This window comes from Proteiniborus sp. MB09-C3, from assembly GCF_030263895.1.
In the GTDB taxonomy this organism is placed as follows: domain Bacteria; phylum Bacillota; class Clostridia; order Tissierellales; family Proteiniboraceae; genus Proteiniborus.
Genome location: NZ_CP127161.1, coordinates 3,148,448 through 3,162,121, shown reverse-complemented (window position 1 = coordinate 3,162,121; position 13,674 = coordinate 3,148,448). Strand labels below are relative to the sequence as shown.

Genomic DNA, 13,674 nt, shown 5'->3' with positions numbered 1-13,674 from the left:
CTTGGATAGTGGTATTTGGAAGTGTATTTGCATAAAGATGCATTTAGGCGTAATCTTAGAAAATTGAGCATCACATCCCTTAGTTGGTAGAAAGACTCCGCTTGTGGTTTAGCTTAGGGAGGTTGCAAATATGTGGGAGCTAGAATGATAAACCTTCTCTGGTAATAGAGACAAGCTAATGAAATTTAAATTAAGCAAGGATGTGAATAAATATGTATAAGTCTATGCTAGATTTTGTTAAAGATAGGTTGGAATTTAGTGGTGGTGAGGATTGTAGTAAAGTTGGCAAGTTTCCTTTTCGTAAACGTTCAGAGCATATTTGGCGTGTATTTTTATGGACAAAAAGGTTAATGTCGGAAGTAGATAATATAAATAAGGAAGCTGTACTTGTATCGGCGATATTCCACGATGTTGGATATGGAATTGACAAAGATAATAGCCATCATGCTGAGAATAGTGCAAAGATATGTAAAGATTATTTGATAGAAAATGGATTTAGTATTGAATTTGTAGATATTGTTACATATCTAATTAGAAATCACTCTAAAAAAGATTTAATGTATATAAAGGATACGCCAAAAGAATTAATTATACTAATGGAAGCTGATTTACTTGATGAAACGGGAGCATTAGCAATTGTTTGGGATTGTATGATGGAAGGCTCAGAACAAATACAAAGTTTTGAGAAGACATATGAACACATAAAGAATTTTTCAGATAAAATTATGAGAACTAATCCAATGGTTACAGCTAAAGCAAAAGAGTTTTGGAAGGAAAAGCAAAAACTCACTAAAGAATTCATAAAGCATTTATCATTTGACTTGGGGATAGCTTAAATATAAATGCAGGTTCATTATACGTAATTATTTAAAATTAGATTTTTTTCTCAGATGGAATCATAAAAAATGGAGGAATGGATAATGGCAACATGGATTGCTCATTTAAGAGTTGCAGAAAATATATTGAAAAAATACAAGTTTGAAGTTGAACCTTTTTTAGTAGGTAACATTGGACCAGATTCTGGTGTGCCAAACGAAGATTGGAGTCAATTTGACCCACCTAAAAAAATAACTCATTGGAAAGATGAAGAGGGTAAAATTAATGCCGATGCATTTTATGAGGAGTACATTAGAGATGATAAGCTATCTGATAATAGAGAAAGAAATTCATTTCTTATAGGATATTATTTTCATCTCATAGCTGACATTGAGTGGGATAAAATTGTGAAGAGATTGAAAGAAAATTTGATTTACAAGGAGAGACTTGAAAATGACCCAAGTTTTATCTGGACTGTCAAAGAAGATTGGTATGGGCTTGATTTCAAATATCTTAATGAAAATTTAGAATCAGTGTTTTTCAAGAAATTTATACATATACAAGATGTGCCTGATTACTTAGATTACTTTCCAAAGGGTGCAATTGAAAAGCAGACAAAATATATAAGAGATTACTATTTAAATGAAAAACCAGACTTTAATAGAGAGTTTGAATATCTTACCAAAGAAGAAATGGATAATTATGTCGTTAGCACAACAAAAATAATTGAAGAGATAGGGAAGCAGAAAAAGCTTTTTAGGAAGAAAGGAAGTTTTTAAAACTACGCATAGTAATGTATATAATATATAAAGGTGCGTGAGGGCGCAATCCTAGGGAGATGTGCATCACATTCCTCCACCAAGAGCAAAAAATTGTCAAGAGTTCTATCTTTGAAGACTAGCTCAGGGACACCATAAATGCGTAGGTGTTGTGTGACATTGCAACTAATCCTACAAACAGAGAGTATTTATATTTTGAGGAGGTTGAAGTTTTGGAGAAGATAAAAGCAATGATACCTTTTTTAATTGCAATCATTTTAGATTTTTATCTATTACCATTGTTGATTAAAGATACAGGAATAGCAATGCTTATGTTGTTAATTATCATCCCTTTAATTTGTTTCATATGCTCATTTATTTATGGAATTAAAAGACCCTTTAGCATTTTTTATTCTGTAATAGTAGCATTTTTATTTCTGCCGTCTATTTTAATATTCTATAATTCCAGTGCTTGGGTTTATAGCATTGGATATGGAGTAGTTGCTTTATTTGGCAGTTTTATAGGGAATTATGCCGTAAAACGTGCTAAATGAGCAGATCGAAATGGTATCTTCCAGACATTTTTACAAACGTAGATATAAGATATCTAAGGTCTTTAGCTTAGTTCAAGGATATATTGGAGATGTTGGATGCCATGTGAAGTTTAAAATACTAAAAGATGGGGGAAAAGCATGGATAAAGATCAATTATTAAAAATATACGGTTCTATATATGGGCCAGAAGCAGGTCCATGGAATTTATCAAAAGAGAGTATATACATCGAATATTTATTCAGAAAGTTTTATGAGGATAATTTCAGATGCATTAAAAATATAAAAGTATGTAATGTCGGTATTGGCGCAGGTGAATGGGGCTGATTCAGTGATGTCTCAAATACCGATAAGTTATCTAAAATAAACCATATAGTAAAGAGGTGATTTATAGTGAAAAAAATTATAATAAGATATTTTTATACTCCAATTTGTCCAGAAGCATTTGCTTCATTAGATCGTCTTTATAATTTGTTTTCAAATTATAAAGAACAGGTTGATTTTGAATCCTTTAATGTATTTGATTGTAAATTCGAATCGTCACATCCATGGTTTCCTAGTGAAGAAGAAATAATAAAAAGTGTTAATGGAAACGGAACATATCCACTTCTTTATGGGGAATTATTCATTCAAGGAAATCAAATTGAAGGTTTTCCACCATCTCCAAAATCAATATCAAATGCTCTAAAAGAATATGGAATATTTTTTAAAGAAGAAGATTACAAATTTGATTATACAACGATAAAAAAAGAAATATTTCAGTGTGATAACAATAGAGTTCAAATTAAAAGATATGGGAAAAAAATACTTAGAGATACTTGTATTATTTGTACGAAATATAATCCATATCTAGATGAAAAAGCATATTTTCCAGAAAACTGGATTAAGTATGAACAATTGAAGGGCGATTTTTTGAAAGAGAATTTAGATAAGGGTAGTTTAATTGGATATATTGGATATTATGATGAAATGCCAGTTGGTTTTATTGAAGCATTTCCATTAGATATATCAAAAAAGTTAGGCTTTCCAATATCAAGTAAAGATGATAATGATGTTATGATTACTTGTCTTTCTGTCCGTAAAGAAATGAGTGGACAAGGTATAGCTACGAGACTAATAGATTATCTTGAAAAAGAGGCGAAAGAGAAAAAATATAAATCGATAGAAGTACTATCATTTCCTGACGAACATAATTGGCAACCTAAATCATTATATGAAAAAAACGGCTATAAAAAAGTCAAAGAAATAAGAGAACTGTTTATTATGAAGAAGGAATTATGAAAGGTATTTTAGCCCTATATCAGATAAATTCTTGGATAATCTATTGAACAATCAATATCCTGAAGAAAAGCCTTATGTAATAAACCACGGAAGAGAAATATATGTAGGAGAGATCATACCTCTGACAGAAAAAAATATAGAAGTTGCTGGGAGATGTACAGGAAGGAATTGTTCTGAAAGTTGCCATAAAAAGCTTATTTTTATGAAAGATTGTTGTGAAGAGGTTTTGGGATTTATTAATGAGGTAGATGACATTTATGTATCACAAAGGAGCAGAGACGCAGGTTTAGGCAGCCTTTTATTAGATAAATTGCTGGATGTAGCAAAAGAAAATGGAATTGAGAGGTCTTTAATTTATTCATCAACGAAAGATATTAATAGTATCATCAGTTTTTATAAAAAACATGATTATAAAACATGGTACATTCAAATGTATAAATAAATTATTATTTCATGTTTTTCTTATTATGTGAAGGAATATGAGAAAAGAATGTTGAAACTTCTTATAGAAATGTACTTGTGTAAAGGTGAGCCAGGCATAGTTTTATGAAGAAAAGAAATATTAGTATAAAGTTTAGGAAGTGTTTGATAAAAACAAGGATTGAACGATTACCAAGTTATGTAAAACTAGTAAATTTTGAGAGGTGCTATCTTGTGAAAATTGGTTTAGTTTCAGAAGTTTTTCAGGATGGAAACATTGGATACAACTTTAATCAAATAAAGAAACAGTTGATTAAGTGTAGTGAGAAGAAATTCGATCTAATTTGCTTTGGAGAGTCTTTCTTACAAGGATTTGAAGGATTATCCTGGGAATATCATCAAGACTTATTAAAAGCATGCTCCCAAAATGATGAAATTATCAGTTCATTAAGAGGGCTTGCAATAAGGCATAAAATTGCCCTTTCTTTTGGATATATTGAGAGAGAAGAAGATATAATCTATAGCAGTAATATAGTTATTTCTGACAGTGGTGAAATATTAGATAATTATCGTAGAATATCGCCTGGCTGGAAAGAGCCTATAGCAGACCTTAGATATTATAAAGAAGGGAACGGCTTTTCTCTTTTCAACTACAAAGGCAAAAGATTTGCAACAGCCATATGTGGAGATTTATGGGATGATGAGCACATTGATTCGATTAAGGAGTTGAAGGCAGATTGTGTTTTATGGCCATTATATGTTGACTATTCTATAGACAAGTGGGAAAATGGCGAAAGAGAAGAATATGCTCATCAAGTAAAAGAAATTCAAGCTCCAGTGTTGATGATAAACAGCTATGTAGAGGATGAAAGTAGAGCTAAGGGAGGATGCTGCGTATTTCAAAATGGACATGTATTAAAGGAACTTCCGATGGGTAGCCTTGGTGTTTTAGAATATGAAGTATAGTAGTATCTTGTAATTATAATACATATGATTAAAGGTATATTAGGAGTAATATTAAGGATGACATAGGCGAATTTGATGATGTAGATAAAAAAATAATAATGTTATGTATAGAATGATATTTATTCTGTAACTGTTCGATAGCAAATGAGTGTTGTCACTATACTGAACACAGCATTTAGGTAAAGGATAATTTAGGCAATAGGGAGATGGCAAAATGAATAGGAACAAAAAAATAGTGGCAATTATAATATGTGTATTTATGATTTCGAGTATTTGGACAATGCTGTCATTGAAAAAGCAGGTAAAAAATCTTCAAAATGAAGTAGGTAGAATGCATTCTAATTTTAATAATAAGATTAGAACTACTAATCAATATATAAGTAATTTAGGGAATAAACTGGTAAGTAAAATCGAAAAAAGTGAAAGTCTGCTGTCATCCTTGGAAACAGAAACCGAATACAAAAATGAGCAACTAGCATTTACAGTTAGAGCTGTGCCAAAGGAAAAACGTACTGATGAAATAATATTTTTATCTTTGGGGGATGAAAAGAAAGAGATGGTTTCCACTAATGGTTTAGACTATACAGCGATCTTTGCACTTAAAATGACTCAAAAGATTGTCCCTATTATTTCATTTGAATCACTAGCGGGCATGAGACAGGAGTCCTTACCAGAAATTTACCTTGATGAATTACTTTCCTTAGGCTATGAAAGCCGTTGGGGAAATCAAAATAATTCTACTGAGAAGAATGAGGAAATACTTACACTTACAGTCTATGTTCGGGATGAAAAATCATATTTTTTACTAAACGAAACACCTACTGTAACAATTGTAATTGAAGATATTTCTACAGATACTGAGATAGGTCGTAAAGAAATGCAATTGACAGAAGCCGATGCAAAGTTTAATAAGGAACTAAGCTCTATTTCCTTCGATGTAGATTTAAGTGAATACCGTAAAAAAGAAGGAGCACATACTGTATGGCTAGAGATGAAAACAAAAGGCGGTATTTTTTATCGTGAGGAAGTTGCTTCTTTTGACTATGATGGAAAGCAAAGCTCATTTGCAGGTAGTGGGACAGGTGTATTGTATCCTAGTTGGTAACCAAAATATGTTGTGCATCCCTTATATCATGAGAAGAATTATTGGGAAAAAGATAACAATATATTTTCGTAAATGCAAATCAAGGTGTAATCTTAGGACATTATGTGCTATTTGTGAAAATTATTAGAAAAATTAGAATTATCTACGAGAGGGGAGTTAATAAATGTGTCTGACAAATTAGATTATAAAAAAGAATACAAAGATCTTTATATGCCAAAGAATAAACCTGTTTTAATTGAAATACCTCCAATAAACTTTATTATGGTTGATGGTAAAGGTGATCCTTCTAAAGAAGAATATCAAAATGCTCTTTCAGTCCTAAATATATAAAAAATGGCTCGAGTATAATTTAAAAAGGTCTTTATGGATTGAATGTACGGACGAAGAAGAGCAGAAGATGGGAACTACTCAAGTAACTGAAACTATAATGTCTATTAGACGATATGCAGATATGTTTTTTGAGTTAGAGAAATGGCTAAATAAGGAGGTAAGTTTTTGAAGGTAGCATTTTTAGATAGGGATGGGACAATTATAGAAGACTATGAGGATGAGTTATGGAGAAATGTAACTGAGCCTGATTTTATACAGGGATCAATAGATGCTCTTAAAGAAATAAAACGAAAAGGTTATGAAATTATTATTATAACAAATCAGTATTTAATAGATGAACAAATCATTTCTATAGAGCAATATCAAAATTTTACAAATAAGTTTGTAGAAAAAATAAAAGATAATGGGATTGAAATATTAGATATATTTTATTGTCCTCATTCTAGAAAATCAGATTGTAGCTGTATGAAACCAAAAGATGGTTTGATAAAAATGGCATTAGAAAAATATCCAGAAATAGATATGAAAGATTGTTTTATTGTAGGAGATTCATTATGTGATGTTGAACTAGGGGAAAAGTTAGAAATAAAGACATTTGGTATAGGAATAGGAAATAGAGAAGGAGAGACATTATTTGTAGATTCGCTAATAGATGTAGTTAGGTATCTGTAGCGTAAAAAATATCATGTAATAAGAATCTAAATTCTATGGGATCTATAGCAAGAGAAATGTTATAGGGCATATTTTTATTTTGGCTGTTTAAGACCTTATGATGGCAATCAACAATCGACTTATACCTGAATATAAGGAGTTGCTCAATTCAAGTATAGGATGTTAGACAATGATAAAAGGGTGATATTTATGAACATAATGCTAAAAACAAGAACTAAAGATCATGTTGTGACTTTTTGGGAGAAGACTCAAGATGATGAAATAAAAAGATTATTTCCTTTCAGTATTGAATCTTTAAAAGAAGCATTAATACTATTTAAGGAATCTTTGAGAGAAGATGCTTTGAGCTATGGTAAAGTAATTTATTTTGAAGATAAATATATTGGAGATATTTGGTGTTATGGTATAGATGAAAGTAATGAAAAAATGGCGATGCTAAGTGTTGTTATTTTCGAAAAGGGACTGTGGGGCAGGGGTATAGCAACAGAGGCTACAAAAACCTTTATAAAAGAAGTATTTAATAAGTTCGATATAGAAAAAATTGGAGCATTTACATATTCCAATAATCACAGCTCAATAGGTTTATTAAAAAAGGTTGGATTTTGTGAAATTGAAACCTTTATTGAAGATGGTATTGAATCAATATATTTTGAAATGAGGTATGTAAGGCATCATTGATTTACTACAAAAATGGAATTTAAAGGAGTTATTAATATGCTAAAGGTAAAATTCTATGAACTGAATACAATAGAAGATAATAAACTTCAATTTGCAGTTATTATGGCAAGGTATGAAGGTAAATGGATATTTGTAAGACATAAAGAGAGATTAACCTGGGAAATTCCAGGCGGACATAGGGAAAAAGATGAAAGTATTGATTTTACAGCTTCAAGAGAATTGTCTGAAGAAACTGGAGCAGAGGAATTTAGTATTATTCCAGTGTGTATATACTCAGTGGTTAGAGATGAAACTGAATCCTTTGGACAATTGTTTTATTCCGATGTGAGGTATCTTGGTAAATTGCCAGATTCTGAAATATGTGAAATTAAACTATTTGATACTATACCCGAAAGCTTAACATATCCTTTAATTCAACCATATCTGTTTAAGAAGATTGAGGAATTATATATATCATGGGAGGAATATGATGGCTCAAAAAATGAAAAGAGAATTTAGAAAGCTACATCTTTCAGATTTAGAACTTGTCTTACAAATGGAAAATGATTTTCGAAGTAATTTTATCTTTGAAGAAAACGCAAGGCAATTTCTTTCAAATCCAATAAATTGGATTTTTGCATGTATTCAGGAGGATCAAATAATTGGTTTTGCATACGGATATGAGTTAAATCGTCTAGATAATAAAGGTAACATGCTATATATTCATGAAGTAGGTGTACTTCCAAAATTTCAGAAGCAGGGAATTGGTTTTCAAATTCTTACTGATATAAAGAATCTATGCAAATTGACAGGCATTTGTAGATTCTTCTTATTTACACAAAAGCATAATATTGCTGCTTGTGCATTATATGAAAAAGCTGGTGGTGAAAAAACAAGTAGTATTCAGGAGGATGATGTAACTTATTTTTTTAACAAGTTCAATTGAATTGTCTGAGCTAAAAACAATTTATATTTTATGCATGAGTGTACATTATTAGTGTATTATAAATCTTGTTAAAGAGCTCAAATTCTCAAATCTATAACTTATAGAAAGCTGCTTAGTAAAGGTCTCAAATTTAGGCTATTAAAAAATATAAATTGAAAGGTAGATGAAAAGGCTGATTTGTGGTAGTTGCGGGTGGTTAAGCCCTGTATAGTCTCAAGATTTGTTTAATTGCTTAAAATTAGTAGAACAAGGTCAATGAAAAAATATTTAACAGGAGGTATTATTAATGGTAGAAGTTATCAAGGTTTATAGGGAAAGATTTCCGTCTCTAAGGCTAATTGGGAAGCGATATACTGATAAGGACAGAGACTCATCTGGCAGTTTTGGCAGCAAGTGGAATGAATGGTTTGAAAAAGGCTATTTTAAAACCTTAGAAGAGCTAGGGAGTTTACCTGAAAACGGAGATGCCTATCTTGGCTGTATGAGGTGTGCAGACGAGTTTGAATATTGGATAGGAATGTTTTTTCCAGAACAGACACCAATTCCAGAGGGCTATATGTATGTTGATATTCCTTCAGGGGATGTAGGTACTTGCTGGATTTACGGTCGTGATGATAATGGTGAAATTTATGGACGGGAATCACATGACATGTGTCTATCTAAAATTAATGATGAAGGATGGCAGGTTGCAAATAATGCTTGGGTCTTTGAACTCTATAATTGTCCACGTTTTACAACACCAGATGAAAATGGAAAAGTAATTTTAGATTATTGTATCTATTTAAGAGATGAGTAATAATATATTTATATTTGTAGAGTAAAGGAGGAAATTAAATGGAAAGGTGGGAGTATTCAACAATCAAAATAAAACTCAAGGGTTTCAGCGGAGGCATATTGGAAACAGAAGATTTCGACTATGAGCTAAATAAACTTGGAGAACAAGGATGGGAGTTAGTTTCATGCTTTTCAACAAATGGAGCTAATGGATATGGTAGAGAGGCAATAGCAGTATTTAAGAGAAAAAAATAATATTTTTATTAAATAATATACATAGTATTGAATATAGCATTTTATGCTTGATGAGGTGAAGCTTTTTATGTTTTATCAAAAGGATTGGATTATGAGACAAATTGAAAATATAATTCAATTAATCGCTAGATTTTTTTTCAAGAAATATACCGTTCATTATGAAATCATAGATGAAACAAATCATACTCAGACAGACTTATTATATAAAGAACTATTGGAGCTATTGAATTCTTTAGAAATAAATGAGGCAGAGAATTTATTATACGAACGAATCAAAGCCAATGACAGAAATTACTTAATGGTAGCCGTTGATTTCTATAAAAGATTAAATGAGCTAAGTGACGAACAACTGGAAAGTGCTGACTTTTCAAGAGAGGAAATCAGAAGTGGCCTTGAAGAAATTTCAAGAATGTTTGGTCTGATATTGTGAGTTAATTATAGCGATTTACGAGGAGTTTGAATTAATAAATAAAACCAATACTTTGAAATTGCTAAAATTCCAAGTATTATTTATATCTGAAATAAAACATAAGATTGTATAGCACTTAAATATGACATACTATTGTCAAATTTAAGTGCTATACTTATTTTAAGAGATAATTATGAAAATAAATGAACGGAGATTTTTCACAAGGCTATGCATCAGATATTGATGCTATGGTAATATTTTCATATAATTAGTATATAAGAACATGGCTGGAAATATCAATGAAAAATCATTATAAAATTAGGAGTGTGCTATAAGGCGAACTCTTAAAATAAAGTAGACTAAAGCTTTTAAGCTCTTCTAGAATATGTATTTATCCAAAAAGGAGGTATCAGTAAATGACAAAAGAAATACTAACACGATGTGGCTATAGATGTGATTTGTGTCTAGCATACAAGGAGAATATTGACAAAGAGGATAAAAGACAGTTATTGAGCGATGGCTGGTTTAAAATCTTTGGCTTCAGAATAGAAGCAAAGGATATTTACTGTGAAGGATGCATTAGTTCAGATTGCCTGACGGCACGTCTAATTGACGGTGGATGTCCTGTTAGGCCCTGTGTAATAGGACACGGATATGAAAATTGCTCACAGTGCGATAGATATATATGCAAAAAGCTTGAGGAAAGGGCTGTTAGGTTAGAAGATATACAGGAAAAATTTCAAAAAAAAATCAAAAGAAATGATTATAGGGACATTATTAAGCCATATGAAAATGTTAAAAGATTAAATGAACTGAGAGAGATGCAAGGGAAACATTCCAGAATGTTTAATGAAAAAATTAAGCCTAGTGAAGATATTATGAAAAAATTTATTGAAGAAAGAAACATTGTAGAGCTTTGGAATAAGCTTATTAGTTTTATTGAGCATAATTATAGACTTGATAAGTATATCAAATATGGTGGAAAAAATTATGGTTGGGAATTACATTATAAATACGGTAAGAAAACAATTATTTCAATTCATCCTGAAAGAAAAGCTTTTACTGTCCTATTTACATTTGGCAGGAAGGAATTAGAGACTTTTAATAATATGAAGGATCAGGTGAGTGAAGCAACGCTAAATTTAGTAGATAGTACTAAACAGTATCATGATGGAAAATGGATTTGGTTAAGAGTTATTGACAATGCTCAATTGAATGATGCATTAGTATTACTAAATATAAAGAAAAAACCAAATTATTAAAGCTGAGAAAGATAGATTATATATGTTATTTTAAGAGTTAGAGATTAGTTCATGACCTTGATGATATTTTTAATGAAATCAGAGAAGAAGGTTGGAATGAACCAATGCAAGTTTTCATGTCTAAAAAATGGAGGAGAAACAATGAATATAGATTTTAATGTAATCGCTGTTTTTGATAGTATGTGTAAACATATACTTATGTGTAAAAGGAGAAAAAATCCATATAAGGGACTATACAATTTAGTTGGAGGAAAGATTGAAAGTGGCGAAGATGGATTAAGTGCAGCTTATCGTGAATTGGAGGAAGAAACGGGTATTTCTAAAAAAGATGTTATATTAACACATTTAATGGATTTTACATATTATTTATCTAGCATTAAAGTAGAAGCATATGTTGGACGTTTGAATAAAGAGATATCTGTATATGGAGATGAGAACGACTTAGAATGGATAGAAATAAATCAGAATTTTTTTGATGTTTCTAAGTTTGCTGGAGAAGGCAATATTGGGCATATAATGGAGCAAATATTTCTTTATAAAAACATACTTTTAAAATAGATTTTTTTACAAAATGAGCACAAGCTATTGTAAATAGCTGAGAATAAATTTAGAGGTTACTAAAATTGGATTAGCTTTAAATAAGGTGACTAATAATATTTAATAAGACCCAATAAGGCATATGTGACTGAGATTTAATAGCTAGATGTCATAATTAGCTTCATATCTAAGCTAAACTTTTGAGTTAAATAAAAGCAGAAAAGGAGTAGGGTATGATAATTACTTGTATATCAGCATCAAATATTAAGCATGCAAAGGATTATGGTACTTCATCAAAGACATGCAACTTAATTAAAGAAATGGTCATAAAAAAGAGTGAAAGCCTAATTTCAGTAGAAATAATAAAGCTTGTGGACTATGAATTAAGCCCTTGTATTGGATGTGGAAAATGCTTTAAAAAGGCAGTATGTGTATATGATGAAGATTTTAATAATATTTATTCTAAAGTAATAAAATCCGATGGATTATTTGTAGTATCAGCACACTATGCTCCGATACCATCTAAGCTATCTATGCTATTGGAAAAAATGGAGCAGTTAACATTTTTACCACGATTTCATAAGGAAGAATATCGATCTCCATTATATAAAAAACCAGTTGGGATTATAGGCCATGGTGGAGGAACAGAAGAAATAATCAAGGGATACAAAGGAGTAGTTTTAAATACAATTGCAAATGCATTATCATATCCAATAGAAATGAATATATTAGGCGTAAATGAGGAGTGGCCTAACGGAATAGCACTTCCAATACAAGAAGTAATTAAAGATGAGAATTCTATTTTTCCTATCCAAAAATATGATTGGGAAGATATCAAAGTACGAATAGAACCACTAGTAAATAATATGATAGGTAATATAATAGCTGAAAGAAAATAATAATAAAGCTAGATACAGCTGTTTAAATTATATTTGTATAAAGGTGTACTAGGGCATAATCTTAGAACTTTGTACACTATAACCCTTACTGGAATAGAAATGGAACCTAGCTTTAGAATTTAGTCCAAAAACATCGTAAATATTGGAACATAGATTAGTATAATTTATAAAAAACATATCTATTGCCTAAAATAAAAATATATAATACAATAATCAAAAACATGAGGAGTTGAAAGCATGATATTATATGCTGCTATGTTAGAAACCATAGATCCTGAAAAGGATGCAGAAATATTAGATGTACATAAAGCTTATCTTCAAAAATACATAGATGAAGGAAAGATATTTGCGAAGGGTCCTTTTACCGATCATAGTGGAGGACTTATAATCTACAAAGTAGATAGCATTGAGGAAGCTAAAAAGCTTGCAGAAAATGATCCGGCGGTATTAGAGAAATCTAGAAAATTAACTTTAAAAGAATGGAGAAGTAATATAGAATAATTTTTTTATAACTTGATTAATCATACCCCTGTAGGGTATAATAAAAATACAATAAAAATTAAGGAGGGATTTTATATGGCAAACGTAGTTGTTTATTCAAGTAATACATGTAGATATTGTACTTTAGCAAAGGAATATCTTCAAGAAAAGGGTGTAAGCTATGAAGAAAAAAATATTAGCACTGATCCTTCTGCAAGAAAAGAATTGATGCAAAAAGGATATATGGGAGTTCCAGTAATAGTAGTAAACGGAGAAGAAATAGTAGGCTTTGATAAAGCAAAACTAGAGGAACTTTTATAAAATAAAAGATGGGAATAGCAGTAAAATTTATGTATTAACCCTATAAGTGAGCAATATACTTATAGGGTTTTTGCTATTTATTATATTTTTCTTACGATATGTTTACTTTTCTAGCTTATAATGTGAAATATAGTATAATAAGCTTATGACCCATTCAGAGAGAATTGCTTTCTTTAAGTGATATGCGGAACAAATAAAGAACATTTTCGTTAAATATCTATAACTAAATTAGGAG

21 protein-coding genes are annotated in these 13,674 nt (G+C 30.5%); all 21 read left to right on the top strand.

Translation table 11 applies throughout. The features are described from left to right. Nucleotides 1-212: 212 nt before the first annotated feature. The 21 genes from QO263_RS15740 to QO263_RS15640 all read left to right on the top strand — a co-directional run bounded on the left by QO263_RS15740 (nt 213) and on the right by QO263_RS15640 (nt 13,439). The gene (locus QO263_RS15740; RefSeq protein WP_285623405.1) at nt 213-836 is read left to right on the top strand and encodes an HD domain-containing protein; all 624 of its coding nucleotides are present in this window, start codon (nt 213-215) and stop codon (nt 834-836) included. An 84-nt stretch (nt 837-920) separates the two neighbouring features. Then, nucleotides 921-1,595 (top strand): hypothetical protein, encoded by a 675-nt coding sequence (locus tag QO263_RS15735; RefSeq protein WP_285623402.1) that lies wholly within the window; start codon nt 921-923, stop codon nt 1,593-1,595. A 212-nt stretch (nt 1,596-1,807) separates the two neighbouring features. Next, nucleotides 1,808-2,128 carry a DUF2651 family protein gene (locus QO263_RS15730; RefSeq protein ID WP_285623399.1) on the top strand — a complete coding sequence of 107 codons (321 nt, stop codon included), beginning with the start codon at nt 1,808-1,810 and terminating at the stop codon, nt 2,126-2,128. Between the two features lie 138 nt (nt 2,129-2,266). Beyond that, nucleotides 2,267-2,452, top strand: coding sequence for a hypothetical protein (locus QO263_RS15725; protein ID WP_285623396.1), 186 nt, complete (start codon nt 2,267-2,269; stop codon nt 2,450-2,452). A 66-nt stretch (nt 2,453-2,518) separates the two neighbouring features. Then, nucleotides 2,519-3,406: a GNAT family N-acetyltransferase gene (locus QO263_RS15720; protein ID WP_285623393.1), complete on the top strand. Its 888-nt coding sequence runs from the start codon at nt 2,519-2,521 to the stop codon at nt 3,404-3,406. 43 nt (nt 3,407-3,449) lie between these two features. After that, a complete protein-coding gene (locus tag QO263_RS15715; RefSeq protein WP_285623391.1) occupies nt 3,450-3,848 on the top strand; it encodes a GNAT family N-acetyltransferase in 399 nt (132 codons plus the stop codon). Between the two features lie 212 nt (nt 3,849-4,060). Continuing rightward, entirely contained in the window at nt 4,061-4,792 is a 732-nt protein-coding gene (locus QO263_RS15710) for a carbon-nitrogen hydrolase family protein (protein WP_285623388.1), read from the top strand. Nucleotides 4,793-5,006: 214 nt separating this feature from the next. Continuing rightward, nucleotides 5,007-5,897, top strand: coding sequence for a hypothetical protein (locus QO263_RS15705; protein ID WP_285623386.1), 891 nt, complete (start codon nt 5,007-5,009; stop codon nt 5,895-5,897). Between the two features lie 165 nt (nt 5,898-6,062). After that, nucleotides 6,063-6,227 carry a hypothetical protein gene (locus tag QO263_RS15700; protein ID WP_352168932.1) on the top strand — a complete coding sequence of 55 codons (165 nt, stop codon included), beginning with the start codon at nt 6,063-6,065 and terminating at the stop codon, nt 6,225-6,227. A gap of 165 nt (nt 6,228-6,392) precedes the next feature. Then, nucleotides 6,393-6,899, top strand: coding sequence for a D-glycero-alpha-D-manno-heptose-1,7-bisphosphate 7-phosphatase (locus QO263_RS15695; RefSeq protein WP_285623383.1), 507 nt, complete (start codon nt 6,393-6,395; stop codon nt 6,897-6,899). A gap of 189 nt (nt 6,900-7,088) precedes the next feature. Further along, on the top strand, nt 7,089-7,577 hold the full coding sequence (locus tag QO263_RS15690) for a GNAT family N-acetyltransferase (protein ID WP_285623380.1): 489 nt from the start codon (nt 7,089-7,091) through the stop codon (nt 7,575-7,577). 36 nt (nt 7,578-7,613) lie between these two features. Next, nucleotides 7,614-8,075 carry an NUDIX hydrolase gene (locus QO263_RS15685; RefSeq protein ID WP_285623377.1) on the top strand — a complete coding sequence of 154 codons (462 nt, stop codon included), beginning with the start codon at nt 7,614-7,616 and terminating at the stop codon, nt 8,073-8,075. Beyond that, nucleotides 8,047-8,502, top strand: coding sequence for a GNAT family N-acetyltransferase (locus QO263_RS15680; RefSeq protein WP_285623375.1), 456 nt, complete (start codon nt 8,047-8,049; stop codon nt 8,500-8,502). The genes QO263_RS15685 and QO263_RS15680 overlap by 29 nt, the downstream gene beginning before the upstream one ends. Before the next feature lie 286 nt (nt 8,503-8,788). Next, nucleotides 8,789-9,298: a GyrI-like domain-containing protein gene (locus QO263_RS15675; protein WP_285623373.1), complete on the top strand. Its 510-nt coding sequence runs from the start codon at nt 8,789-8,791 to the stop codon at nt 9,296-9,298. Between the two features lie 38 nt (nt 9,299-9,336). Beyond that, nucleotides 9,337-9,531, top strand: a complete 195-nt coding sequence (locus QO263_RS15670) for a DUF4177 domain-containing protein (RefSeq protein WP_091730609.1) — start codon at nt 9,337-9,339, stop codon at nt 9,529-9,531. 67 nt (nt 9,532-9,598) lie between these two features. Further along, nucleotides 9,599-9,961 (top strand): DUF6483 family protein, encoded by a 363-nt coding sequence (locus QO263_RS15665; RefSeq protein WP_285623370.1) that lies wholly within the window; start codon nt 9,599-9,601, stop codon nt 9,959-9,961. A gap of 395 nt (nt 9,962-10,356) precedes the next feature. After that, nucleotides 10,357-11,202: a DUF3788 family protein gene (locus QO263_RS15660; RefSeq protein ID WP_285623369.1), complete on the top strand. Its 846-nt coding sequence runs from the start codon at nt 10,357-10,359 to the stop codon at nt 11,200-11,202. A gap of 141 nt (nt 11,203-11,343) precedes the next feature. Beyond that, nucleotides 11,344-11,760, top strand: coding sequence for an NUDIX hydrolase (locus tag QO263_RS15655; protein WP_285623367.1), 417 nt, complete (start codon nt 11,344-11,346; stop codon nt 11,758-11,760). A 212-nt stretch (nt 11,761-11,972) separates the two neighbouring features. Further along, complete coding sequence (locus QO263_RS15650; RefSeq protein WP_285623364.1) at nt 11,973-12,638, top strand: flavodoxin family protein; 666 nt, start codon at nt 11,973-11,975, stop codon at nt 12,636-12,638. Between the two features lie 237 nt (nt 12,639-12,875). Continuing rightward, the gene (locus QO263_RS15645) at nt 12,876-13,139 is read left to right on the top strand and encodes a YciI family protein (RefSeq protein ID WP_285623362.1); all 264 of its coding nucleotides are present in this window, start codon (nt 12,876-12,878) and stop codon (nt 13,137-13,139) included. A 75-nt stretch (nt 13,140-13,214) separates the two neighbouring features. Next, entirely contained in the window at nt 13,215-13,439 is a 225-nt protein-coding gene (locus tag QO263_RS15640; RefSeq protein ID WP_285623357.1) for a glutaredoxin family protein, read from the top strand. The last annotated feature ends 235 nt before the right edge of the window (nt 13,440-13,674 follow it).

What these genes read in the sequence shown, in the direction of transcription:
- QO263_RS15740 (WP_285623405.1), top strand. Translation starts at nt 213, where the DNA reads ATGTATAAGTCTATGCTAGATTTTGTTAAAGATAGGTTGGAATTTAGT.
- QO263_RS15735 (WP_285623402.1), top strand. Translation starts at nt 921, where the DNA reads ATGGCAACATGGATTGCTCATTTAAGAGTTGCAGAAAATATATTGAAA.
- QO263_RS15725 (WP_285623396.1), top strand. Translation starts at nt 2,267, where the DNA reads ATGGATAAAGATCAATTATTAAAAATATACGGTTCTATATATGGGCCA.
- QO263_RS15705 (WP_285623386.1), top strand. Translation starts at nt 5,007, where the DNA reads ATGAATAGGAACAAAAAAATAGTGGCAATTATAATATGTGTATTTATG.
- QO263_RS15690 (WP_285623380.1), top strand. Translation starts at nt 7,089, where the DNA reads ATGAACATAATGCTAAAAACAAGAACTAAAGATCATGTTGTGACTTTT.
- QO263_RS15685 (WP_285623377.1), top strand. Translation starts at nt 7,614, where the DNA reads ATGCTAAAGGTAAAATTCTATGAACTGAATACAATAGAAGATAATAAA.
- QO263_RS15680 (WP_285623375.1), top strand. Translation starts at nt 8,047, where the DNA reads ATGGCTCAAAAAATGAAAAGAGAATTTAGAAAGCTACATCTTTCAGAT.
- QO263_RS15675 (WP_285623373.1), top strand. Translation starts at nt 8,789, where the DNA reads ATGGTAGAAGTTATCAAGGTTTATAGGGAAAGATTTCCGTCTCTAAGG.
- QO263_RS15670 (WP_091730609.1), top strand. Translation starts at nt 9,337, where the DNA reads ATGGAAAGGTGGGAGTATTCAACAATCAAAATAAAACTCAAGGGTTTC.
- QO263_RS15665 (WP_285623370.1), top strand. Translation starts at nt 9,599, where the DNA reads ATGTTTTATCAAAAGGATTGGATTATGAGACAAATTGAAAATATAATT.
- QO263_RS15660 (WP_285623369.1), top strand. Translation starts at nt 10,357, where the DNA reads ATGACAAAAGAAATACTAACACGATGTGGCTATAGATGTGATTTGTGT.
- QO263_RS15655 (WP_285623367.1), top strand. Translation starts at nt 11,344, where the DNA reads ATGAATATAGATTTTAATGTAATCGCTGTTTTTGATAGTATGTGTAAA.
- QO263_RS15650 (WP_285623364.1), top strand. Translation starts at nt 11,973, where the DNA reads ATGATAATTACTTGTATATCAGCATCAAATATTAAGCATGCAAAGGAT.
- QO263_RS15645 (WP_285623362.1), top strand. Translation starts at nt 12,876, where the DNA reads ATGATATTATATGCTGCTATGTTAGAAACCATAGATCCTGAAAAGGAT.
- QO263_RS15640 (WP_285623357.1), top strand. Translation starts at nt 13,215, where the DNA reads ATGGCAAACGTAGTTGTTTATTCAAGTAATACATGTAGATATTGTACT.